We start from the raw sequence: 21,748 nt of genomic DNA on the forward strand, positions 1-21,748 counted from the left end.
GCTTGATCATGAACGACCCAGCGTGCTTGCTGCCAAGCTTCCGGAATGCGGGATTATCCCCTATCGTCCGAAGAAAGATCCAGCCAGGCGAGCTCCTCGCGCGTCAGCTTGATGCGGGAACCTTCGTCGCAGGAACGCAGCTCTTCTTCGGATTGGGCGCCGATCAGCGCGCAGGTCGGGAAAGGCTGGTTCAGCACGTACGCAAGCGCGATCTGGATCGGAGTGGCGTTTTTCTCCGCGGCAAGCCGTTTGGCGCGCTCCAGCCGCTCCCAGTTGGCATCGCTGTAAAAGACCCGGACCAGGTCGGCGTTATCGCGGTTTTCGGGCGTGAACCTTCCCGTAAAGAAACCTCTGGCCTGGGAAGACCAGGAGAACAAAGGAAACTGCTCCGCTTCATGCCATTGGCAGGTTTCTTCGTCCGCCGATACGCAGCCGGGCCAAAACGGTTCGTTCGCTTTCGCGAGGCTCAGGTTCGGGCTGCTGAAGGAGAAGCCGGTCAACCCCTTTTCCGCCGCATAAGCGTTGGCGTCGCGGATCCGCTCCCATGTCCAGTTGGACACGCCGATGGCGCGTACGGTCCCGTTTTTGACGTATTCGTTCAAGATTTCGATGACTTCGCCCGCAGGCACGTTCGGATCGTCCCGGTGCAGGGCATACATGTCGATATAGTCGGTTTGCAGGCGCGACAAGCTGGCGGTGAGGTCATGTTTGATCGCCTCCCGGCTGACGCGGGGTCCGTGCTGGTCGTGATGCGCGCCTTTCGTCAAAATGACCCACTCGTCCCGGTTGTTTCTTTCCTTCAAATACCGCCCGATCACTTCTTCGCTTTGTCCCCCGCAATAAATATGCGCCGAATCGACGGAATTGCCTCCGGCGGCGAAGAAGGCGTCCATGTTGGCCGCCGCCTTTTCGTAATTTTCGTGATAAAAGTAGTCCGAACCTTTCATCAGCCGCGAAACTTTTTTATCCAAGCCTTGCACCGAAATGTATTCCATGGCAAGTGACCTCCCTGAAGGATTGTATGATGATTTCACCCTTATATCCCTAGACGGAAATATCCAAGACAACGAATTCCTGTTGCAGCAGTTGGTCTTCTAGATAACGTGGCCGGCAATCACAGTTCGACCCGGACATGCTCCCTTGCCGACCGCAGGCAGGCATCGATAACCCGCATATTCCGGATGGCATCTTCCGGCTCGAAGCGGAGGGGGCGCCGGTGAATGATGGCAGTCGCCAAGTGGTCGGCCTGGAGCGCATAGGCGTTCACCTTCGGCACTTCGATTTCTTTGCGCTCCCCGAGCGCCGTCAAGAAAAAGTTGTCGCTTCCGACGAAAGCGGAAGGGAGCTCGATGATGCCTTCGGTTCCCAAAATCTCGAGCGGATTCCGGAAAGCCGCCCACATGCCGCAATCAAACGTCAGGGCTACCGATCCTTCGAACTCCAGAAGCCCCGAAGCCATCATGTCGACGTCATCATGCTCCGCGGAGAAAAAGGCGTTTACCGTTGCCGCGACCGGTTCTTTGCCGAGGAGCATCCGGGCCGCATGGATCGGATAGCAGCCGACGTCGTAAATCGACCCGCCGCCCCATTCCTTTTTGTAACGGACGTTGCCCTTGTCGCCCGCGTTATTGAACGTAAACGCGCCGCGGATTCCGCGGATGTCGCCGATCGCCCCGGAAGAGATCAAATCCCGGATCATATCGTAGCGGGGATGGTAACGGTACATAAACGCTTCCGACAAGTATACGCCGGCGGCTGCCGCCGCTTCCGCCATTTCCACGGCTTCGGCTTCGGTCAGGGCCAGCGGTTTTTCGCATAAAATGTGTTTGCCGGCCTCAGCCGCGCGGATCGTCCATTCTTTGTGAAGATGGTTCGGCAGCGGTATGTAAACGACATCGATGGAAGGGTCTTCGAGCAGCTCCTCATAACTTCCGTAGGCCACCGGGATGTTTAGTTGTTCCGCCGTTTGTTTGGCTTTATCGAGATCGCGGCTTGCGATGGCATGCACCTCGTTCAGTTCGGACTCTTGCACGCCCGGTATGACGGAACGTTTGGCAATGCCGGCACAGCCGAGAATCCCCCATTTTAATGTTTTCGGACTCATCGGGATCATCAACTCCTTTATGGTTCGGAAAGCCCCGCAAACGGCGATGAAAACGGTTTACCTGATTTGCGGTTGAAGGCTTTATAATATGATATTGCCATTATAAAATAGCGAATTTAAAATTAATATAATACGATTTTGCAATCGATTATAAATATATTGTCATTTATGGAGATGAGACCGTGCAAAGGCAAATTCACCTGCTGACGCTGCCCGACATGCCGTTTTTTTGCTTTCCGGAATCGGTGGGCCATTACCGGCAAGAACCGGAACACAGCGTTTTTCGGGAGGCGGGGGCGTTAAACAATTTTAATATCCATTACGTCGCCGCAGGCAAAGGGTACGTTGAGATCGACGGGGAGACCCACGAGCTGGGGCCGGGGGAGGCCGTGCTCTATTTCCCGATGCAGCGCCAGCGGTATTACAGCAGCAAGGAGGAGCCGTGGGACGTGCGCTGGATCCATTTTTACGGGACGGGACTCCAGGAATATTTGATCGGCAGAGGTTTTCATGAGAGTCCGTTGTGGACCGTCCGCAACCGGCAAGCGTTCGAGCAGGCCCACGAGGCGCTGCTTCATGAAGCCGAAACCTACCGGATGCTGCATTCTTCCCATCTATCCACGCTGACGTATGCGCTGCTGACCGAATTTATCGCGCATGCGGCCGCATTAACCCGGGGCAATTCGAAAACGTCGGGCAACCGGATCCTGGAATTGCTGCCCGTCATGCAGCAGGAGGCCGCGCAGCCGTTTATCCTGGAGGAATGGGCGGGGAGGCTTGGCGTCAGCAGCTATTATTTCTGCAAGCTGTTCCGCAGCGTCACGGAAATGACTCCGATGGAATTCGTGACGAGATGCCGGCTGCAGATGGCCAAACAGTGGCTGCTGGAGAGGAAGGAGACGACGATCGGCCAAATCGCCAAAGATGCCGGGTATCCGAGCGTCAGTTACTTCAACAAACGGTTTATGGAGCATGAGGGCATGACCCCGACGGCGTATCGGCGGTTGTACGGGGTGTTGTCATGAAGCGGGGCAAGCGAACCATCAATTCATGGATTATGACCGGCCGTCGTTCGTCAAGAAGACCGATAGCTCGTTTGCCATGGCTGGGAATCATGATAAGAGAATATGGAGGGAAACCATGATGAAAGCGATCGTCTTTGGCGCAACAGGCGGTACGGGATTGCAAGTCGTCAAGCAGCTGCTGGATCTGGACTATCAAGTGACGGCGGTTGTGCGGGAGCCTTCCCGGTTTACGGAGAACGGCAAAAAGCTGCATATCGTTCAAGGAGATGTTTTGAATCCGTCGTCTTTGCTGAAACCGATGGAAGGAGCGGACGTTGTTCTATCCGCGCTGGGGGTAAATCACCGCAAACCGTCAAACGTGTATTCCGAAGGAACCCGTAATATCATGAACGCGATGCGTCATGCTGGAACAAAGCGGATCGTTTGTTTGTCGGCGTCTACGCTCGCCCTTCCTCCGGAAACGCCGTTGTTATCCCGCATCATTACGGAACAAATCGTGATGCGTTTGTTTAAAAATCTGTATGAGGACATGGCTCGCATGGAGCACGAGATCAAAAACTCAGGGCTGGATTGGACCATTATTCGACCGCCAAGATTAGTGGATGGTCCCCCGAGGGGACATTACAGAGTGGCCGTAAACGAACCCATGAAAAAGCCCAAGGGACTCCAAGGACTTACGCGTGGAGATTTGGCATCGTGCATGATCGAGCAGGTACATCATCCCAACTCCATTCGCGGCATCGTGGAAGTGACCTATTAACAGCCAAATGGCAATCCATCAATAAAACGGCAGCCCGTTCAAAAAGAACGGGCTGCCGTAGGATAGAGTCACATTCTAAGCAGACGATGGTCGGTAAGAACTAACGGACTTCCATCCGTTAAGCCGGAGAAATGGTTGCGGGCTGTGCCTCGACGGCGCCTCCCGAAGCCCCCTGCTGCAGCTGATACATTTGATAATATCGGCCGCCAAGCAGCATCAGCTCGTCATGCGTGCCGCGTTCGACGATTTCCCCGCGGTGCAGAACGAGGATCTGATCGGCGCTGCGGATGGTTGACAGGCGGTGCGCGATAATGAACGTCGTCCGGCCTTTTTTCAGCACCTCCAGCGCGGATTGGATCAGGCTTTCGGTTTCGGTATCGATGTTGGCCGTCGCTTCGTCCAGAATAAGGATCGCCGGGTCGTAGGCAAGCGCGCGCGCAAAAGAGATCAACTGCCGCTGCCCCGCGGACAACGTGCTGCCTTTTTCGATCACCGGCTCGTCGAAGCCTTGCGGCAAATGGGCAAGAATCCGTTCGGCGCCCACGTCTCGCAGCGCCTTTTCGATTTGCTCGCGCGATATTTTCTCGTCCCCGAGGCTGACGTTCGAAGCGATGGTACCCGTGAACAGGTACGGATCCTGGAGCACGATCCCCATATGATGCCGGATCCACTGCTTCGGCAACTCCTTGACGTCCTGGCCGTCGATCGTAATCGTCCCTTTTTGCGGGTCGTAAAAACGGAACAGGAGGTTGATGATCGAGCTTTTGCCGGAGCCGGTATGGCCCACGAGCGCAACCGTCTGGCCTTGCTTCGCTTCGAAGCTGATGTTTTTCAGCACGTAGTTTTCTTTTTTATAGGCAAACGATACGTTTTTGAACTCCACGTCGCCTTTGTAACGCGGCATCGTGCCGTCCGTTACGTCCTCGCCCGGCTCATCCATCAGCGTGAAGACCCGCCCGGCGGATACCATGGAGGAATCGAGCGCCGCGAGCTGGTTCACCATGCCGGTAATCGGCTGGAACAAGCGGCCGAGCACGTCGACGAAGGCGTAGAGGACGCCCAGCGATACGGCCGTTCCGCCCGACAGCGAACCGAATCCGAAGTAGGCGAGGATGACCGCAAACGAAAAGCTGCGGAGCACGTTCACCAGGTTATGCGACGTAAAAGCGTTCAGGTTCAGCATTTTGTTCTGGTGTTTCATGTAATCGTCGTTTAACGCTTCGAATTCCTCGCGGGTTTGCTTGTGTCTGCGGAAGACGCGGATAATGGACATCCCTTGGATCGATTCGTTGATGATGGCGTTGATTTCGCTCAGGCGAGACCGGATGATCGTATTGTATTTGGTCGCAAGCTTCCGGTACAGCACGATCCAGGCGATCAGGAGCGGAATGATGAACAGGCAGACGAGACCAAGCCGCACGTCCAGCAGGAAAAGCGCGATGTAAACGCCCGTAATATAAATGACGCCGGAGCTGAAATTGGCGAGCACGGCCACGAACAGGTCCTTTACCGCTTCGGTATCGTTCGTGATCCGGGAGACGACTTTGCCGGCAGGCAGCGTGTCGAAAAAATAGACCGGCAAACGCTGCATATGGGCATAAACGTCGTTCCTGAGCTTTTGAATGACCTTGTTGGCGGATGCTTGCAGCCAGTACGTTTTGCCGAATTCCGTAAAGATGCTGATGACCAAAAAGACGCAGTACAAGCCCACCAGCTTCAATATTCCGGGGATTTCAGGCTTGTAAAAGGAATACAGCTCGGCGGCCGACAGCTTTTCCGCCGGATATTGCGCCACCTTGTCGCCGTATTTGATGGTCATCAGGCCGTCCGCAAAGGTTCGTTCGCCTTCCGGGGAAGCCACGGGCTGGTTGATGAAATAAAAGCTGCGTCCGGACTGCAGCAGGCGCACCTCGGCGCCCTTCGTTTCGCCCGGCTCGAAGCGGTCGCCCCGCTTGTAATAATGCCCTTTATATTCGGCCGCTTGCTCGGCCGACGCCGTTTCGTAATAGGGACGTTCGATGCCCAGCATATGATCGTCGATCATGCTTTTGGCGATGAAAGGTCCGGCCAGTTCCGCCCCGACGCCGATGGCAAGGGCGATAAATGCGGCGATGAAAATGCCTTTGGCGGTCAGCGCGTATTGGAACAAACGCCTTCCGGTCCCGGGATTAGGAGTCATATGATGCTTCCTCCTCGTTCGTCAGATTGTTTTCGACCTGCTGCCGTTCGAACTGCTCGCGGTACCACCCGCCGCGTTCCAGCAGCTCGGCATGGGTTCCTTCTTCGATGATGCGTCCTTCGTCCAGCACGATGATCCAATCCGCATGTTCGATCGCGGAAAGGCGGTGGGTCGAAATCAGCGTGGTTTTTCCGGCGCGATGTTCGCGGATGTTATCCACGATGCGCGCTTCCGTGCGGGCGTCGACGGCGGAGAGGGCGTCGTCCAGGATCAGGATTTCCGGGTCGGAGATAAAAGCCCGGGCCAAAGATACGCGCTGTTTTTGTCCTCCCGAAAGCGAAACGCCTTTTTCGCCGACTAGGGTGTCGAGACCGTCGGAGAGCGTGTGCAGGTCCTTATCGAATGCGGCCGTGGCGATGGCGTTCATGATGGTGCCGTCATCCGCCTGATGTTTGCCGAATTGGATGTTTTCGCGGACCGATTTGGAGAACAGGATCTGCTCCTGCGGCACGTAGCCGATCCAGCCGTGAAGCTGGTCTTTGGCGATTTGCTCGATCGGCGTATCCGAGATGAGGATTTCGCCGGTTCCGGTCGGATACTCGTGCAAGAGCTGCTTCAGCAGCGTCGATTTGCCGCTTCCCGTCCGCCCGACGACGCCGAGCGTTTGCCCGCGCCGGATCGAAAGGTTGATATGCTTCAGATTATCCACCGTCGAGGTGGGATAACGGAACGTCACGTCCTTGAACGCAATGGTGTCCGGCGAATCGACGCGAACCGGCTGAGGGACGTCCTGCACGTCGGGAACGACCGACAGCGTTTCGTCGACGCGGTCCAGCGACGCGCTTCCCCGCTGCATGATGTTAATCAATTCGCCGATGGCGAACATCGGCCAAATCATCATCCCGAGGTACATATTAAACGATACGAGGTCGCCGAGGGTGATCTGGTTTTTGAATACGAGATAAATGCCGAAAGCAAGCCCGATCACGTAGCTGAGCCCGACGCACAGCCGGATGGTAGGCTCGAACAAGGCGTCCAGCTTGGCGACGCGCATATTTTTGCGGTAGACGTCATCGGCGATCACCTGGAAACGGCGTTCGTCCGATCTTTCCTGAACGTAAGCACGGATGACGCGCACGCCGGCCACCGACTCCAGCACCTGGTCGTTCATGTCGCCGAAAGCGTCTTGGGCTTCCGTGTAACGTTCATGAATGACTTTGCCGTATATTTTCATCGCAATCGCAATGAACGGCAGCGGCAGGATGGCGGCGAGCGTCAGCTTCCAGCTGATCAGGAAGCCCATGGCAAACAGGATCACGGCGAGATACGCCGTCGAGTCGGTCATGACGAGCATGCCGAACCCGGCCGTATTGGCGACGGCGCGCAGGTCGTTGGTCGCCCGGGCCATCAGGTCGCCGGTACGGTTCCGTTCGAAAAACGGCGGCGTCATGCGCAGCAGCTGGTTCATGTAACGGGAGCGCAGGATGCGCTCCACCAGATTGGCGCCCCCAAACAGCTTGTGCATCCATATGTACGTGAAGATGTAGATCAGGATCAGGGTCACGATGATCAGCGAGATGTATTTCGCGAGCGATGCCCAGGTGATGGAGCCGCGCACGATTTCATCGATGGCGCTTCCCAGCAGCCGGGGCGGAAACAGCTCGCCGATGCCGCAAATGATCAGCATGAACAGGCCGATTAAGTAGCGTTTTTTTTCTTGGCGGAAAAACCAGCCCAGTTTCTTTAATACAGAGAACAAATCTTTCACTTCCCTTCCTACGTTTCTCTTTGTGCCGGTAAGTCAACTGCCGGAGAACAAGGACATTAAAAAAAGGCATACTGCCCGTAAACGGACGATATGCCTTTGCGATCCAAACATCTATCATGCGTACGGTTGACGGTAGACGCAAGCCGAGCATGAGGAATGGCTGATATTCGTTGGCTCCTTGAAACCTGTTTCCAAATTTCAACAATCAGTTCCACCAGCTGGGCTGCGACGGTATTCAATTGTCGGTTGATTCCGTTGATGATCGATGAAATTGAACACGTTCGCCCACCCTTTCTTCGGTCAGGATTTGACGGCGCCTGGGGCGGGAAGCCCGGGTACCCGTCATACCTTCTGGTAATAAATTGAATTTCAGACCTCGTATGCTGAGAATTTTATCACCCTCCTCGAACGTCTGTCAATTTATATTTTCCTAAGTCGCCATATTCAAGTTATGATATATTGGAGATAGGCAATGACGTTGCCTAGCCACAACAACGAAGGGAATGAAGCAGATGGAACTTCGAATCAGCAACGACGCGGCAAAATGGTACATCAAGGAACTGGAGCTGCAGCCCGGCAGCGCGCTTCGCTTCTTTCCCCGCTATAGCTCTGGAGGGGGCCTTCATCCCGGCTTTTCGCTGGGCATCTCGGTCGAAGGGCCCGAGCGTCCGCTGCTCAAGCAAGAGGTCGAAGGGATCACCTTTTTTATAGAAGAGCAGGACGGTTGGTATTTGGAAGGTTATGATCTGGTCGTTCGGTACTTGGAATCCCTGGATGACATTGATTATGTTTACGAAGCGAATCAAGATCGTACGCCTTCAAGCGCCGGGTAATCAGCAAATTGGGATTTGCGGAAGGAGGGAGAAGCTTGTCTCATTTGGACCGTGATTTCCGCCAATACATTAAAAAAACGTCCAAAATTACCGTGCAGGTAGCGATCCTCGTCAGAAACAAAGCCGGGGAGATGCTGTTGCAGCAGCGGGCGGGGGCTGAGGAATGGGGGCTTCCCCTCGGGTCCATGACACCTGGAGAATCGCTGGAGGATGCGGCCCGCCGGGAGCTGTGGGAGGAGACGTCCCTGACGGCCAAAGAGGTCAGGCTGGCGCAAATGTTTTCCGGCCCGGAATTCAAAAAGGTCGCCAAAAACGGGGATGAGGAATTTTTGGTCATTGCGCTGTACGAAGCCGACGGGCTTCAAAGCGAGCTTGATTTTAAGGCCGAGGTGAACAAGGCGCTCCGTTTTTTCGGAGAGCCGCTGCCGGCCCTCGATGCGCTTACCTTAACTCTCCTCGAGCACTGCCGCGGATAACGAATGCCGCGCATGAAAAAACTCCTTTCCGGCCGGAAAGGAGTTTCTTGCTGACCGCGCCCGAAAGGGCGCCGGGGATCAAATATGGTGCGAAAACGGATCGGATTCCACCGCGAACTGGAAATCGTCGATGTCATATACCGTGACCGGTACCGCGGCGTCGATGATGCGGTGAATCAGCTCGGGCTGATCCGTCAGCAGCGGCACCTGCTCCCGCTGGGAAACGAGCAGCAGCTCCGTTTCGACCGGATCGAAAAATTCCCCGTACGGAGCGGTATCCATGGCGTTGACCACGGTGATCCGCGCCGTTTCGCCGATCAGGATGGAAGAGCTTTTGGCCCAAGGCGCGTTGAGCCCTTTTTGGATCTTTTTCTTGTTTAACGGCTCTTCGAGATAATCGACGAGTTCCCTGATTTTTTCTTTCACGTGTTTGTCGTCGTCGCTGTTGCTCATGAGCGGCTCGTCGCTGGAAATGAATTCGTACAGCTCGAGCAAACTGGTATACGGTACCATATATTCAACCGGCACGGGAGTCAGCAGCAGTTCTCCGTAAATCGCCAGCATGACAGCTTCCGTAACGAATTGTCTTGACATTTGGGTCCTCCTGAAGGTCCTGCCGCAGCGGCAAGGGCTATGGTTTCGATAGATTTGGGCGCAAGAAAACGTTTCTTGCAACTTAAGGATATATAATCATTGTAAAGGGGAAATGTCAACCGGTGAACGGCCCGCCTCTTCCGGTCAGCCCAGGGAATCCGCGCAAAAACCTATCATACAAGCCTGAAAAGGGGAGTGTACAATCACTTGAATCATTGGAAATCTTATTATCGATTCGTCAAACCTTATACGAAATGGATTGTTTTAACGTTGATCATCGGGATGGTCAAATTCGGGATCCCGCTTACGCTGCCGATGATTTTGAAATACGTCGTGGACGATTTGCTTCTCAATCCCCAAAAGACGCTGGAGGAGCAGGTCACGCAGCTGTTTCTGATTTTGGGCGGCGCTCTGGTATTGTTTATCGTCGTGCGCGGACCCGTCGAATATTTGCGGCAGTATTTTGCCCAGTTCATCACAAGCAGGGTATTGTTCGACATGCGGAACAAGCTGTATGCCCATCTTCAGCGGCTTTCCTTGCGCTATTACCAAAACACGAAGGTCGGCGAAGCGATATCCAGGTTCATTAACGACGTCGAACAAACGAAAAACATCGTGGAAGTCGGCATGATGAATATTTGGCTGGACATGTTCACGCTGCTGTTCGTGCTTGGGGCGATGTTCTATCTGAATCCGGTGCTTACGCTGGTGGCGATTGCGATCTTGCCGCTGTACGGCATCGCGGTCAACATTTTATACAAGCGGCTCAAAAAGCTGACCAAAGACCGCTCGCAGGCACTGGCCGGCATACAGGCCTATTTGCATGAACGGATCCAGGGAATCTCCGTAATCCGCAGCTTTACGCTCGAACGCCATGACCATCGGCAGTTTACCGAAATCAACCGGAACTTTTTGAATAAAGCGATGGCCCAAACGCGCTGGAATGCGCTGACGTTTGCCGTGATCAATACGTTGACCGACATCGCGCCGCTGCTCGTCATCGGCTACGGAGGCTACCGCGTCATCCACCATAGCTTGACCATCGGCACCTTCGTCGCCTTTTTCGGTTATCTGGACAAGCTGTACGCGCCCCTCAAACGGCTGATCAACTCATCCACCGTGCTTACCCAAGCTTCCGCTTCGCTGGAGCGGGTGATGGAGCTGATGGACGAGCCGTACGACATCGTCGATGCCGAGGATGCGAAAAAATTGGATGCCCCGGCGCGTTCGATTACGTTTGACGGGGTCTGGTTCAAATATAACGAGCAGGGCGATTGGGTGCTCAAAGACGTCAACCTGGAGATTCGCCACGGACAAACCGTCGCCTTCGTCGGCATGAGCGGCGGGGGGAAATCGAGCCTTATTTCGCTGATCCCGCGATTTTACGACATTCAAAAGGGCAGCGTGTCCATCAACGGGCAGGACGTACGAAAACTGACGATGGAAAGCGTCCGCGGTTCGGTCGGCATGGTGCTTCAGGACAACTTTTTGTTCAGCGGATCGGTGAAGGACAACATTCTTGTCGGCAATCCAGACGCTACGGACGAAGAAGTCAAAGAAGCGGCCATCCGCGCCAACGCCCATGATTTCATCATGGATTTGCCGGACGGCTACGATACGGAAGTCGGGGAACGGGGCGTCAAGCTGTCGGGCGGGCAAAAGCAGCGGATCGCCATCGCCCGCGTGTTTTTGAAAGGCCCGGACATTCTCGTGCTGGACGAAGCGACGTCGGCGCTGGATTTGGAGTCGGAGCATTTGATTCAGCAGGCGCTGCAGTCCTTGTCCGCGAACCGGACGACGCTGATCGTTGCCCACCGCCTGTCGACGATCACGCACGCGGACCAGATCGTGGTCATGGAACACGGCATGATTACCGAACAGGGAACGCATGCCGAGCTGATGGCGATCGGCGGCAGCTACGCCCGACTGTTTAACGTGCAGCATCTCGAGGTATGAACGCAAAAGAGCCTTGGCTGAAGAAAGCCAAGGCTCTCAGAGTGTCGAGAAAGTCCAACGGACTTTTCGACACTCTATTTTTTATATGGGGAATCATATCTTTTAAAATAAAAATCGATTTAAAGCGCTCTGAGAACCCTACTTCAGTGACCGACGAGGCAATTTTAAACCCCCTGCAAAAAAACAGGGGGTTTCTCGACAGCCTGAGAGCCTTGGCTGAAGAAAGCCAAGGCTCTTTTTTTTGCGAAAATGGATGATCATGTTTTTCCGATCAGAAGCGATAATATCCCGGCCGCGATGAGCGGGCCGACCGGCACGCCGCGCAGCAGCGCCACGCCAAGCACGGTCCCGATCAGAAGCCCGGCGACGACCGTCGGATTCATCGACATCAGGGTCGCTCCCCGGCCTCCGAGATAGGCAACCAACATGCCGACGGCGATCGCAAGCAGCGATTTCCAGTTCAAAAACGATTCCCCGATCGTTTGCAGGCTCATTTTTCCGCTCGCGAGAGGCGTCATGACGCCAATGGTCAAGATGATGATGCCGACCGTCAGCCCGTATTTCTCAAGCCAAGGAAACAGCTGATGCAAATGGAGCACCCGGATCAGCAGCAGCACGATCATCGCTATGGTGATCGGCGTATTGCTGCTGATGATGCCCAGAGCCGCCATAAGCAGCAAAATCAATGACGTGAAGTCCATCCGGATCCCCCTTCGCTGTAAACGAATTCGATGATTTCACATAAAACGCCCGAAGCCCGGCTGACGCCTAAGGCGTACCGGCGCCTTCTATACAGCAGTATTCTTACCGCAGGCGAAAAATATCCGTTTTCGGCCGAACGGCCATGGCCGGGCGCCAAAAACGGATGTTTTATCGTTATCCTCTGGTTTTCATGATATGCTGCGCGATCAGGGCGCCATGTTTGCGTCCCGTTTCAATGAACACCTCGTTCGCGTTCCGCCCCGAGGCGATTACGCCGGCCACGTAAAGGCCGGGTACGTTGCTTTCCATCGTTTCCGGGTCGTACCGCGGTTTTTCCATGTCGTCGTCAAGCTCCACGCCGCAGGAGGTGAGAAGCTTCCGGTCCGGGCGGAATCCGGTCAAAGCCAGGACGAAATCATTTTCGATCCGGACCTTATCGCCGTTTTTGCCCGTAATTTCGACCGAATCCTCGGTAATTTCCGTGACGTGCGACTGTACGTGCACGGTGATTTTCCCTTTTTCCACCATCGCTTCGAATACCGGCCGCACCCAAGGTTTGATGTTCTCGGACACCGTCTCGCCGCGGTAGATCATATCGATCCGGGCGCCGACGCGGATCAGTTCCATGGCCGCATCGACGGCCGAATTGCTGCCTCCGATGATGGCTACCTTCATGCCGCTGTAGGGATGAGCTTCGCGGAAATAATGCGTGACCTTGTCCAGCTCTTCCCCCGGAATGCCGATGTAGTTGGGATGGTCGAAGTAACCGGTCGAGATGACGACGTTTCGCGCTTCGTAGCGGTGATGCTTTCCGGTGCGGTCCGCCGTATGGACGACAAAGGTTTGGTCCGCTTTTTTCTCGACCGAAAGGGCTTCTTCGTATTGCGAAATTTCAAGCCCGTAATGCGAGGCGACCTTGCGGTAATAAGCAAGCGCTTCATACCGGTACGGCTTCTCGTTGGACGAAGGAAACGGAACATCGCCGATCTCCAGCAGCTCGGCCGTGCTGAAAAATTGCATATGGGTCGGGTATAAAAATATGGAATGCACGATGCAGTGCTTTTCGATGATCCGCGTGGAAAGCCCCCTGCGTTGACACTCGATGGCTGCGGATAATCCGCAGGGGCCGGCTCCGATAATAATGACATCTTGCATGACGTTTGGTTCCTCCTCTGACTAAAACAATTCACATACCATCGTAACGCAATTGACTGACAAAAACCAGCAGCATACCCGGGATTAAATGGGCGAAAACAGGTTGACAAATTTATTTAGACAAAGATATAATTAGCTTAAGATCAAATTAGATAATCATAAAATTAGTTGAGTTTTAAATGATTCGTATATCCATCGTTCGCGTCCATAACTCTAAAGAAAGGATGACAAATATGCAGCTCGAGAAAATCGTCAATTACCATAAGGCTTTGGCCGACCCGACCCGGCTTCGAATCCTGCTGCTGCTCTCCGAAGGCGAGATGAACGGCCAGGCGCTGGCCGAAAAACTGAACATTTCCCAGCCGACGGTGACTCATCACGCCGCGAAGCTCAGGGAGGCGGCGCTCATTACGGAACGCCGCGAGAAGAATACGGTTTATTTTGCCCAAAACCGTTATTTTATCCAGCAGCACGCGCAGGCATCGCTTGAATTGATCTTGAGGGAAGGAGGGAAAGAAATGACCACGACCGCAAATGAGCAAATGAAAAGCGCGGTGATCCGCAACTTTTTCGCCAAAGACGGACGCTTGCGTTCGATACCGGCCCAGTACAAGAAAAAGCTGATTGCGCTGGAGCATGTGGTGGAGCGGCTGGAACCGGGCCGAAAATACACGGAAAAGGAAATCAACGAGTTCATCAAACAGTTCCACGAGGATTATGCGACCATCCGCCGGGAATTCATCATGCACCAGTTCATGTACCGCGAAGACGGAATTTACGAGCTGAATCCGCGCGAGCTTTGGACCCGTTGGGAGGACGTCAAATAAAAAGGGCTTGACAACGGCTTCATCTGCTGGTTATGATGGCAGCATATGACAGGAAAGGAGACGATAAATCATGAAAAACAACACATCCATTGCCGCAAACGCCATTCGTTCGACAAGCATATCGGTCTCCTTTCATCGGCTTAAGAAGATTCCCGTGTTCTGATACGACATGAGGGAATGATTTTCATATGCCGCGGAGACCTGACGTCTCCGCGCTTTTTTTTGCCGTTTTGCGCGCAAAAGCCCCGGAGCGTTTCGTTCCGGGGCTTTTTGTGTCGGAGATGTCCTGCTTCAAACGGATGTTGCTGTAGACGAAAACACGCCGACAGGCGTTTTTCTGCGGGCTGCCGCGAAATTTCCCTGAACCCCGCCGCCGGACTTAACGGGCGGCCGAAGGAATGGGAACGGATGATGCGGCATCCCGGAATATATTGGCGCCGGCCCCGCAAGGGAACCGGCCCGACGATAACCAACTTTAGGGGGATTTGATTTGACAAATTTAACGCAATACGGTTGGAATGACCATTGGGACAAGGAATGGAGCAAGGAAGACCGCGGACTCCATCGACCCGGACGCATCACCGCCGATTTTGGACAGAAATTCAAGGTATGCACGGAAGAAGGCGAAGCATGGGGCGAGATGTCCGGCAAGATGAAACATGGGCTTCAGAGCGGAGCCCCTTATCCAGCCGTCGGCGACTGGGTGGAGTTTCAAATGCTTGAAGGGGAGGACAGGGGCGTGATCCACGGCATCCTTGACCGGAAAACGAACATTTCCAGGCAAAAGGCCGGGGCGAAATCGGCGCAGGAGCAGCTGATTGCCGCCAACGTCGATGTGCTGTTCCTGGTTACTTCCCTGAACGACGATTACAATCCGAGGAGAATGGAGCGGTACCTCATTATGGCCTGGAACAGCGGCGTTAACCCGGTCATTCTTTTAAGCAAGGCCGACCTGTGCGATGACGCCGACATCAAAGCCGCGGAAATGGAGTTGATCGCGCCGGGCGTGCCGGTTCATGTGGTGAGCGCCCTGGAGGACAGGGGAAAAGAAGCGGTCACCGGTTATTTGAGAGAAGGGGTGACGGTGGCGCTTACGGGTTCGTCCGGCTGCGGAAAATCGACGATCGTCAATTGGCTGGCGGAAACAAGCGCCCAGCGGACGCAGGGCATCCGCGAGGATGACAGCCGGGGACGCCATACGACGACGCACCGTCAGCTGTTTCTTCTGCCGCAAGGCGGTTTAATGGTGGATACGCCCGGCATGCGGGAGCTGCAGTTATACGACGACGACGGCGGAGGCTGGGAGCAGGCGTTTGCCGACATCGAGGCGATCGGCAGATCCTGCCGTTTTGCCGACTGCCGGCATGAGCGGGAAGCGGGCTGCGCGGTGCGCGCGGCGGTGGAATCCGGAGAGCTCGATGCCAAACGGCTGCAAAATTACCGGAAAACCCAGCGCGAGCTCGAATTTCAGATGAAAAAGGAAGCGCGCGGCCAGCGCAAAATGAACCGGACGGATCGGTCGGGAAAGGATCCCGTGCGGCGCAAATCGTCCTATTGGAACCAGCGTCTGCACGATGAATGAGATTCTTCCCCTGCCGGGCAGCAGAGCGGCTTGATTTCCGTGAAAGGGCTTTCGAAACGGGGTATAATCAGGCTTGCCCGATCCATATATAGATAATGAAGGAAGCTGCGGGAGGTGGAGAGTGTGGGGTTTGTGCACTTGTTTTGGGGATTTTTGTTTCTGATCGATATCCGCATCAACCAATTCGACATTTTGCCGGACGTGATCGGGTACGTGCTCTTCTTTCTCGGTTTCGTCAAGCTGGAGCGCAGGTCCAGCCATTTTCGGAGCGCCAAAACCGTATCGGTCACCTTGATCATTCTTTCGGTCGTCACGCTGATCCTGGAGCTGTCGCCGCCAACGTCATGGCTGTTTATGTTCCTGTATCAAGCCGTGGTTTTCATTTTGAATCTGTACATGGTGTTTCATATCTGCTACGGGATCGGCGACATGGCCGGGCGAAAGGGGCACCGGGCGTTTCAGAACAAGGCCGTGCAGCGCTGGCGGTGGTTTCTTGCCGTCATTGCCGCTACGTTCGTCGTCATGCTGATTGCGCCGCTCGTTCCGGGGCTGGCCATCGTCCTGGCGCTTGCGCTGATGATCGCTTCCGTCTGCATACACGTGCTGATGATGCTGCTGATGCAGGAAGCGGAGCATGTGCTTCGCCGCTAGTAACGACTGCGGCCCAGGCGGGCCGTAAAGCCCGTTCGCCGCTTGCTTGGACGAAGGGCGAAGCGTATGACGCAAGCGAATCCAAAAAAAGGAGCTCCGGATGACCGGGCTCCTTTATTTTGCGCGCAAAAAATCCCTCTTAATAGAGGGACAATGCGAGCGTGTCGTTTTCGCTTTTGCTGTGAAGAATGGCTTCGGAGCCTTCGATTTCGATGCTGATCAAGGAATCCAGGCATTTTTTGAGCGCTCTTTTGCCGTATTGAATCTTATTTTCCAAGGTGCCGCTGAGCAGCTTAAGTATTTTTTGAACGGATTGTTTGTTTTCAGTGGTAAAATATACAGGGATAAGTTTGTTTTGAAAACTGATTAGCATTCTCATAGAAAATCACCTCATTCGTGTTATTCCACAATTGCATTGTAAACCCCGATTATTAAAAAAACCTTAAAGAAAGCTTATAAATACTTAAATTGCATAAAATTTTCAAACTTTTTTCAAAGATTTAAAGAATGCGAATTATATGAGATAATAGAGTGGAATCCGCTTGTCGGAGGGAGTTCTTTCACTAAAACGAAACCGACGTACGACGAAAATAGCTATAAAAACCTATACCATTTCATGGTTACATCATTTAAAATAGTTAATTTGTCACAAATTGACATGATTCGGAGCGGATGATACATTATCATAGAAGTTATTGCATCTTGCGAATCATAGATTTGCAGGGAACAAGAGGTGTAAAATAATGATTCTTACCGTGGTCAAAAGCCGCCTGGAACGGGATTGGTTCGATATCGACGTGCCGGACGACTATCCCGTGCTTCAGTTGAAGGAAATGCTGGGCATGAGGGTGTACGGCGAAGCGCCCCGTGCCGGGCAGCAATATATATTGGAAGGGAAATTTCCGGACGGGCTGTGGTTTACGATCCGCGATCCGCAGGACGTGGCCGGGGCCGGGTTGAGGGAAGGGTGCCTGATCCGCCTGCAGCGCGCTTTTTCGACGACCGACGAGGAGGCGCCGGTATTCGGGAAAAGGAGCCTGTTTCAACATGATTCGATCGGGGTAATGGAGGATTAAGGGTTGAAATCTATGCAAATCAAATTACATAACCATGTTTGGGAAAGCAGAGGAGGAGCTGACGCATCGTGAATGTGTTGTACCAACGCTCGCCGCGAATCAAACCGGCGCTGAAGGAGGAGACGGTCGAAATCCCGAAGCCGCAGAACGAACCGAGCAAACCTTCGTTTTCGCTCATCTCGATTCTGCTGCCCGCCGTCATGACCGTCTTCAGCATCGGGTTTTACATATACATGAATTTGACCGGAAAAATGGGCAACAGCAATTATATGATGTTCCAAATGGTATCCGTGACGATGATGTTGACGTCGTATACGATTCCGTTTTTCGTCTATTTGGGCAACAAAAAGAAATACAACGAGCAGCTCAAAGAGCGGGTACGCCTGTATCATGCCGAGCTCGACAAGCATAGGGAAGAACTGGCCGCAGGGCATAAGGAGCAGGTGGACGTGCTGTTTGAGGTTCACGGGGATCCGGATGTCTGCTTTCATATTGTCAAAAACCGAAGCAGCGTGTTATGGGAACGTTCCTTCGGGGACGACGATTTTTTGCATACGCGAATCGGAACTGGCCAGGTCCCGTTTTACATGAAGGTCAACGCGCCCCGTCCCGACGGGTACGTCAAAGATCCTCTGATCGAAGCGGCGCAGGAGCTTGCCGGCGAATTCGAAACGGTGCCGGACGCGCCGATCGCGCTGCCGCTGTTTCAGGCGAAGGTGGTCGGGATCGTGGGGGACCGGGATTCGGTCATGAACGCCCTGCGGGTCATCGTCGCGCAAATGACGGTCCGCCATTCGCCGGATGAGGTCAAGCTGGCCGCTTTTTATGAGGAAAAAGATGCCGAAGAATGGGATTGGATGCGATGGCTGCCCCATACCTGGGACGAAAGCCGCAGCTACCGCTATATGTCGGATCGGCGAAGCACCGCCCACCAGCTTGCGGATGAACTGTTCCAGCGGCTGGGACGCCGCAAGTCCTCCCGCCACGAGCAGAAAAAAAAGACGGCTCAACTGCCGATCCAGGTCGTCCTGCTGTCCAGCGGGCAGCTGATCGAAGAAGAGCCGCTGCTGCCGCTCCTGCTGGAGGATGCCGCTGAAATCGACGCATGCACCATCATTTGTTCCGACCGGAAGGAGACGCTCCCGATGCAGTGCCATCTGATCGTGGACGTCGGCCGGAGCGAAGGGCAATATTCGCTGAAACGCGAGGACGGGGCGTTCGACCAGGTAAGCTTCGTCCCGGACATGCTCACGCTGGAAAGAGCGGAAGCGCTGACCCGTTACATGGCCCCGATCCGGCTCAAGCGGTCGCTTGCGTCGGATATCCCGGACGTGCTGACGTTATTCGAAATGCTGAATATCAAAAAAGCGGCCGACCTGGACGTGAAGCAGCGCTGGAGAAACAACCGGTATCCGGAAAGCCTGCCCGTCCCGTTTGGCGTACGCGCGGGCGGCAAAAAGATCAATTTGAACATTCATGATAAAATAGAACGGCAGGGGCACGGCCCGCACGGCCTGATCGCCGGCACGACCGGATCGGGCAAAAGCGAGGTCATCCAGTCGATCGTCGCTTCGCTTGCCGCCGAGTTCCACCCGCATGACCTTGCTTTCATGCTGATCGACTACAAAGGCGGGGGCATGTCCAACACGTTCGTCGACTTGCCCCATGTCGTCGGAACGATCACCAATTTGAGCAGCGGGCTCATGGAACGGGCGAAGGTTTCGCTCAAAGCGGAGCTGGTCAGACGGCAGAAAATATTGAACGATGCCGGAAACCTGCAGCACATCGACGAATATTACAAGCTTCTGAAACGCGAGGGCGGCCGGCCGCTCCCGCATTTGGTGATCATTATCGACGAGTTCGCGCAGCTCAAAAAGGATCAGCCGGAATTCATGGACGAGCTGATCAGCATCGCGGCCATCGGCCGTACGCTGGGCGTGCATTTGATCCTGGCGACCCAGAAACCGGCGGGCGTCGTTGACGATAAAATATGGAGCAACGCGCGTTTCCGCATCTGCCTGCGCGTGCAGGACGAAGGCGACAGTCGCGATATGCTTAAAATACCGAACGCGGCCTGGATCAACAAACCCGGACGGGGTTATTTCCAGGTAGGCAGCGACGAAATATTCGAGGAAATGCAGTTTGCCTGGAGCGGCGCGCCCTACGTGGAGCAGACGGATTCTCCGGGGCGGGTCGTTCCGACCGAAATCGCTTTGAACGGGAAACGGGAAAATCTGCTTTCGACCAGCATGTCCGCAGCCAATTTGCAAATGGAGCAGCCTCCGAAACAGCTTCAAGTATTCATCGACAGACTCGCCGAAGCGGCCAGGGAGGAAGGCATCGAGCGCCTGCAAGGGCCATGGCTTCCGCCGCTGCCGGAAAGGCTGGAGCTTGAGGAGCTGGCAGCGCAGGCATCCGCGCCCGAATGCGGCGAATTGGAAGGGGTCGTCGGCATCGTCGACGATCTGCCGAACCAAAGCCAGCGTCCGCTGCGTATTCCGATGCAGCAAGGGCATTGGGCGGTCTACGGCATGCCGGGACTGGGCAAGACGACGTTCGTGCAGACGCTGCTGATGTCGCTCGCCCAAGCCTATTCTCCGGACGCATGGCACGGATACATCGTGGACATGGGACGAATGATGAGGGATTTCGCCAAGCTGCCGCAAATCGGCGGCGTGATGATGGCCGAAGAGGACGACCGGATCAAGCGGCTGTTCCTCTTTCTGGTCAAAACGATATCGGAGCGCAAAGAGCTGTTCGCCGACGCCGGCGTGAAGACGGCCGCCGCTTACCGGCGGGCGCGAAACGCGGTTTTGCCGCAGTTTATCGTCGTCATCGACGGATATTTGAATTTCCGGAACTCCTTTCCCGAGGAAAACGAACTGCTGGAGTTCATTTTGCGCGAAGGCGGAAATCTGGGCATCACCTTTGTGCTGACCTCGAACCGCATTTCGGACATATTCGAAAAAGTACGCAGCAATATCGCCAACGCGGTAACCTTCGAGCTTGCGGATCCGTCGGATTATTATTATGCCGTCGGCCGGCCGGCAAGGAATCCGGGCTCCATGCCGCCGGGCAGGGGCCTTGCGAAGGGTCATACCCCGCCGCTTGAATTTCAGGCCGCGCTGCCGGCCAGCGGCGACGACGAAGCCGGACGGTCGGTCGAGCTTCGCAAGCAGATCCAAAGCATCGAGTCCCGGTATCCGGCCGGGAACGTCCGGAAAATCGAGAAGTTGCCGGAGCGGATCCGGCTGCATGAGCTGATGCCGCATGCGGCCAGCTTTAAGCCGGAACATGGTCCCGCCGCTTCGTTTAAAGTGCCCGTAGGCTTGTATACGGATGATTTGGAGCCTTTCGAGGCGGACCTGCAGGAAGGACCGCACTTTATCGTTGCCAGCCCGATGGAGGGCGGAAAAACGGCCTTCATGCTGAGCTGGATGCTTTCGCTGGCCTATCATTATTCCCCGGAGCAGCTGCAAATGTACACGGTCGATGCCAGGTACGGCAGCCGGGGGCTCTCCCAAATCGGCAGACTCCCGCATGTGCAGGCGTCGGCAACGAGGGAAGAAGAGCTTGCCGCGCTGATCGGACAAGTTTTTGAGCTGGTGCAGCGCCGCAGCGGCGGGGAGGAAGGGCCGGCCATCCTTCTGGCGATCGATGATGCGGATATTTTGGCTAAACAATTAAACGACTTTACGATAAAAGATCAACTGGGAGCGATTGTGCGCCTTGGACGGGATCGGAACGTGCATGTTTTGCTTTCCGGCGTTCCGGCCGATTTCCCTACGTTCGGAGCGGATTGGTTCAATGACGTCAAAGCTTGCCAAAGCGGATTTTTATTCGGGACTTTGGACCCTAACGATTTGTCGTTCTTCCGGATTCCTTTTTCGGAATCGAGTCAGGCTCCCGGGGGCTTGAAGATCCTGCCGCCGGGACAGGGGTACTACATAAAGCGGAAATTTACCAGGGTAAAAGCCGCGGTTCCGTTTGATGACGAGTGGGACGGCAAACGATGGGCGGAAATAATTCGCGACCGATGGCATGTTGTTGTTTGAGGGGA

General features: G+C 54.8%; 18 protein-coding genes. 10 read left to right on the top strand and 8 right to left on the bottom strand.

The window, feature by feature from the left end; genetic code table 11:
* Positions 1-53: 53 nt before the first annotated feature.
* Entirely contained in the window at positions 54-995 is a 942-nt protein-coding gene (locus tag AC27KL_RS08390; RefSeq protein WP_212949015.1) for an aldo/keto reductase, read from the bottom strand.
* Between the two features lie 119 nt (positions 996-1,114).
* Entirely contained in the window at positions 1,115-2,104 is a 990-nt protein-coding gene (locus tag AC27KL_RS08395) for a Gfo/Idh/MocA family protein (RefSeq protein WP_036707071.1), read from the bottom strand.
* A 182-nt stretch (positions 2,105-2,286) separates the two neighbouring features.
* Here AC27KL_RS08395 and AC27KL_RS08400 point away from each other — a divergent pair, with 182 nt between their 5' ends.
* The gene (locus AC27KL_RS08400; RefSeq protein ID WP_340998327.1) at positions 2,287-3,129 is read left to right on the top strand and encodes a helix-turn-helix transcriptional regulator; all 843 of its coding nucleotides are present in this window, start codon (positions 2,287-2,289) and stop codon (positions 3,127-3,129) included.
* Between the two features lie 115 nt (positions 3,130-3,244).
* Positions 3,245-3,889, top strand: coding sequence for an NAD(P)-dependent oxidoreductase (locus AC27KL_RS08405; RefSeq protein WP_487169403.1), 645 nt, complete (start codon positions 3,245-3,247; stop codon positions 3,887-3,889).
* Positions 3,890-4,007: 118 nt separating this feature from the next.
* On the opposite strand, the gene AC27KL_RS08410 is transcribed toward AC27KL_RS08405, so the two are convergent.
* Entirely contained in the window at positions 4,008-6,068 is a 2,061-nt protein-coding gene (locus tag AC27KL_RS08410) for an ABC transporter ATP-binding protein (RefSeq protein ID WP_487169404.1), read from the bottom strand.
* Positions 6,058-7,827 (bottom strand): ABC transporter ATP-binding protein, encoded by a 1,770-nt coding sequence (locus tag AC27KL_RS08415; RefSeq protein ID WP_212949022.1) that lies wholly within the window; start codon positions 7,825-7,827, stop codon positions 6,058-6,060. The genes AC27KL_RS08410 and AC27KL_RS08415 overlap by 11 nt, the downstream gene beginning before the upstream one ends.
* Positions 7,828-8,348: 521 nt before the next feature.
* Here AC27KL_RS08415 and AC27KL_RS08420 point away from each other — a divergent pair.
* Both AC27KL_RS08420 and AC27KL_RS08425 read left to right on the top strand, forming a co-directional pair.
* On the top strand, positions 8,349-8,669 hold the full coding sequence (locus AC27KL_RS08420; RefSeq protein ID WP_036707077.1) for a HesB/YadR/YfhF family protein: 321 nt from the start codon (positions 8,349-8,351) through the stop codon (positions 8,667-8,669).
* 35 nt (positions 8,670-8,704) lie between these two features.
* Positions 8,705-9,145 carry an NUDIX domain-containing protein gene (locus AC27KL_RS08425; protein WP_036707081.1) on the top strand — a complete coding sequence of 147 codons (441 nt, stop codon included), beginning with the start codon at positions 8,705-8,707 and terminating at the stop codon, positions 9,143-9,145.
* Positions 9,146-9,223: 78 nt separating this feature from the next.
* On the opposite strand, the gene AC27KL_RS08430 is transcribed toward AC27KL_RS08425, so the two are convergent.
* The gene (locus AC27KL_RS08430; protein ID WP_212949024.1) at positions 9,224-9,739 is read right to left on the bottom strand and encodes an ADP-heptose synthase; all 516 of its coding nucleotides are present in this window, start codon (positions 9,737-9,739) and stop codon (positions 9,224-9,226) included.
* A gap of 207 nt (positions 9,740-9,946) precedes the next feature.
* Between AC27KL_RS08430 and AC27KL_RS08435 the strand changes: the two genes are divergently transcribed.
* Positions 9,947-11,695, top strand: coding sequence for an ABC transporter ATP-binding protein (locus tag AC27KL_RS08435; RefSeq protein WP_487169405.1), 1,749 nt, complete (start codon positions 9,947-9,949; stop codon positions 11,693-11,695).
* Between the two features lie 257 nt (positions 11,696-11,952).
* On the opposite strand, the gene AC27KL_RS08440 is transcribed toward AC27KL_RS08435, so the two are convergent.
* Positions 11,953-12,396 carry a DUF441 domain-containing protein gene (locus AC27KL_RS08440; protein ID WP_036707089.1) on the bottom strand — a complete coding sequence of 148 codons (444 nt, stop codon included), beginning with the start codon at positions 12,394-12,396 and terminating at the stop codon, positions 11,953-11,955.
* A gap of 175 nt (positions 12,397-12,571) precedes the next feature.
* The gene (locus AC27KL_RS08445) at positions 12,572-13,552 is read right to left on the bottom strand and encodes a YpdA family putative bacillithiol disulfide reductase (protein ID WP_036707093.1); all 981 of its coding nucleotides are present in this window, start codon (positions 13,550-13,552) and stop codon (positions 12,572-12,574) included.
* A 233-nt stretch (positions 13,553-13,785) separates the two neighbouring features.
* Here AC27KL_RS08445 and AC27KL_RS08450 point away from each other — a divergent pair, with 233 nt between their 5' ends.
* The 3 genes from AC27KL_RS08450 (at position 13,786) to AC27KL_RS08460 (ending at position 16,612) form a co-directional block, all read left to right on the top strand.
* The gene (locus tag AC27KL_RS08450; protein ID WP_339321253.1) at positions 13,786-14,379 is read left to right on the top strand and encodes a DUF2087 domain-containing protein; all 594 of its coding nucleotides are present in this window, start codon (positions 13,786-13,788) and stop codon (positions 14,377-14,379) included.
* Positions 14,380-14,869: 490 nt separating this feature from the next.
* Entirely contained in the window at positions 14,870-15,961 is a 1,092-nt protein-coding gene (gene rsgA, locus AC27KL_RS08455) for a ribosome small subunit-dependent GTPase A (protein WP_212949026.1), read from the top strand.
* Positions 15,962-16,084: 123 nt separating this feature from the next.
* Positions 16,085-16,612: a hypothetical protein gene (locus AC27KL_RS08460; RefSeq protein WP_487169406.1), complete on the top strand. Its 528-nt coding sequence runs from the start codon at positions 16,085-16,087 to the stop codon at positions 16,610-16,612.
* 139 nt (positions 16,613-16,751) lie between these two features.
* Here the strand turns inward: AC27KL_RS08460 and AC27KL_RS08465 are convergent, their stop codons facing one another.
* Positions 16,752-16,991, bottom strand: coding sequence for a hypothetical protein (locus tag AC27KL_RS08465; RefSeq protein ID WP_212949028.1), 240 nt, complete (start codon positions 16,989-16,991; stop codon positions 16,752-16,754).
* A 364-nt stretch (positions 16,992-17,355) separates the two neighbouring features.
* Here AC27KL_RS08465 and AC27KL_RS08470 point away from each other — a divergent pair, with 364 nt between their 5' ends.
* Together AC27KL_RS08470 and essC are read left to right on the top strand one after the other, a co-directional pair.
* Positions 17,356-17,688: a hypothetical protein gene (locus tag AC27KL_RS08470; protein ID WP_036707099.1), complete on the top strand. Its 333-nt coding sequence runs from the start codon at positions 17,356-17,358 to the stop codon at positions 17,686-17,688.
* A 68-nt stretch (positions 17,689-17,756) separates the two neighbouring features.
* Complete coding sequence (essC, locus tag AC27KL_RS08475) at positions 17,757-21,743, top strand: type VII secretion protein EssC (RefSeq protein WP_487169407.1); 3,987 nt, start codon at positions 17,757-17,759, stop codon at positions 21,741-21,743.
* Positions 21,744-21,748 lie beyond the last annotated feature (5 nt).

The organism is Paenibacillus sp. YAE3 (assembly GCF_057546105.1).

Bases quoted from the DNA above. Each gene is read 5' to 3' on its own strand.
- AC27KL_RS08390 (WP_212949015.1), bottom strand. From the start codon at position 995: ATGGAATACATTTCGGTGCAAGGCTTGGATAAAAAAGTTTCGCGGCTG.
- AC27KL_RS08395 (WP_036707071.1), bottom strand. From the start codon at position 2,104: ATGAGTCCGAAAACATTAAAATGGGGGATTCTCGGCTGTGCCGGCATT.
- AC27KL_RS08405 (WP_487169403.1), top strand. From the start codon at position 3,245: ATGATGAAAGCGATCGTCTTTGGCGCAACAGGCGGTACGGGATTGCAA.
- AC27KL_RS08410 (WP_487169404.1), bottom strand. From the start codon at position 6,068: ATGACTCCTAATCCCGGGACCGGAAGGCGTTTGTTCCAATACGCGCTG.
- AC27KL_RS08420 (WP_036707077.1), top strand. From the start codon at position 8,349: ATGGAACTTCGAATCAGCAACGACGCGGCAAAATGGTACATCAAGGAA.
- AC27KL_RS08430 (WP_212949024.1), bottom strand. From the start codon at position 9,739: ATGTCAAGACAATTCGTTACGGAAGCTGTCATGCTGGCGATTTACGGA.
- AC27KL_RS08440 (WP_036707089.1), bottom strand. From the start codon at position 12,396: ATGGACTTCACGTCATTGATTTTGCTGCTTATGGCGGCTCTGGGCATC.
- AC27KL_RS08445 (WP_036707093.1), bottom strand. From the start codon at position 13,552: ATGCAAGATGTCATTATTATCGGAGCCGGCCCCTGCGGATTATCCGCA.
- AC27KL_RS08450 (WP_339321253.1), top strand. From the start codon at position 13,786: ATGCAGCTCGAGAAAATCGTCAATTACCATAAGGCTTTGGCCGACCCG.
- AC27KL_RS08465 (WP_212949028.1), bottom strand. From the start codon at position 16,991: ATGAGAATGCTAATCAGTTTTCAAAACAAACTTATCCCTGTATATTTT.
- AC27KL_RS08470 (WP_036707099.1), top strand. From the start codon at position 17,356: ATGATTCTTACCGTGGTCAAAAGCCGCCTGGAACGGGATTGGTTCGAT.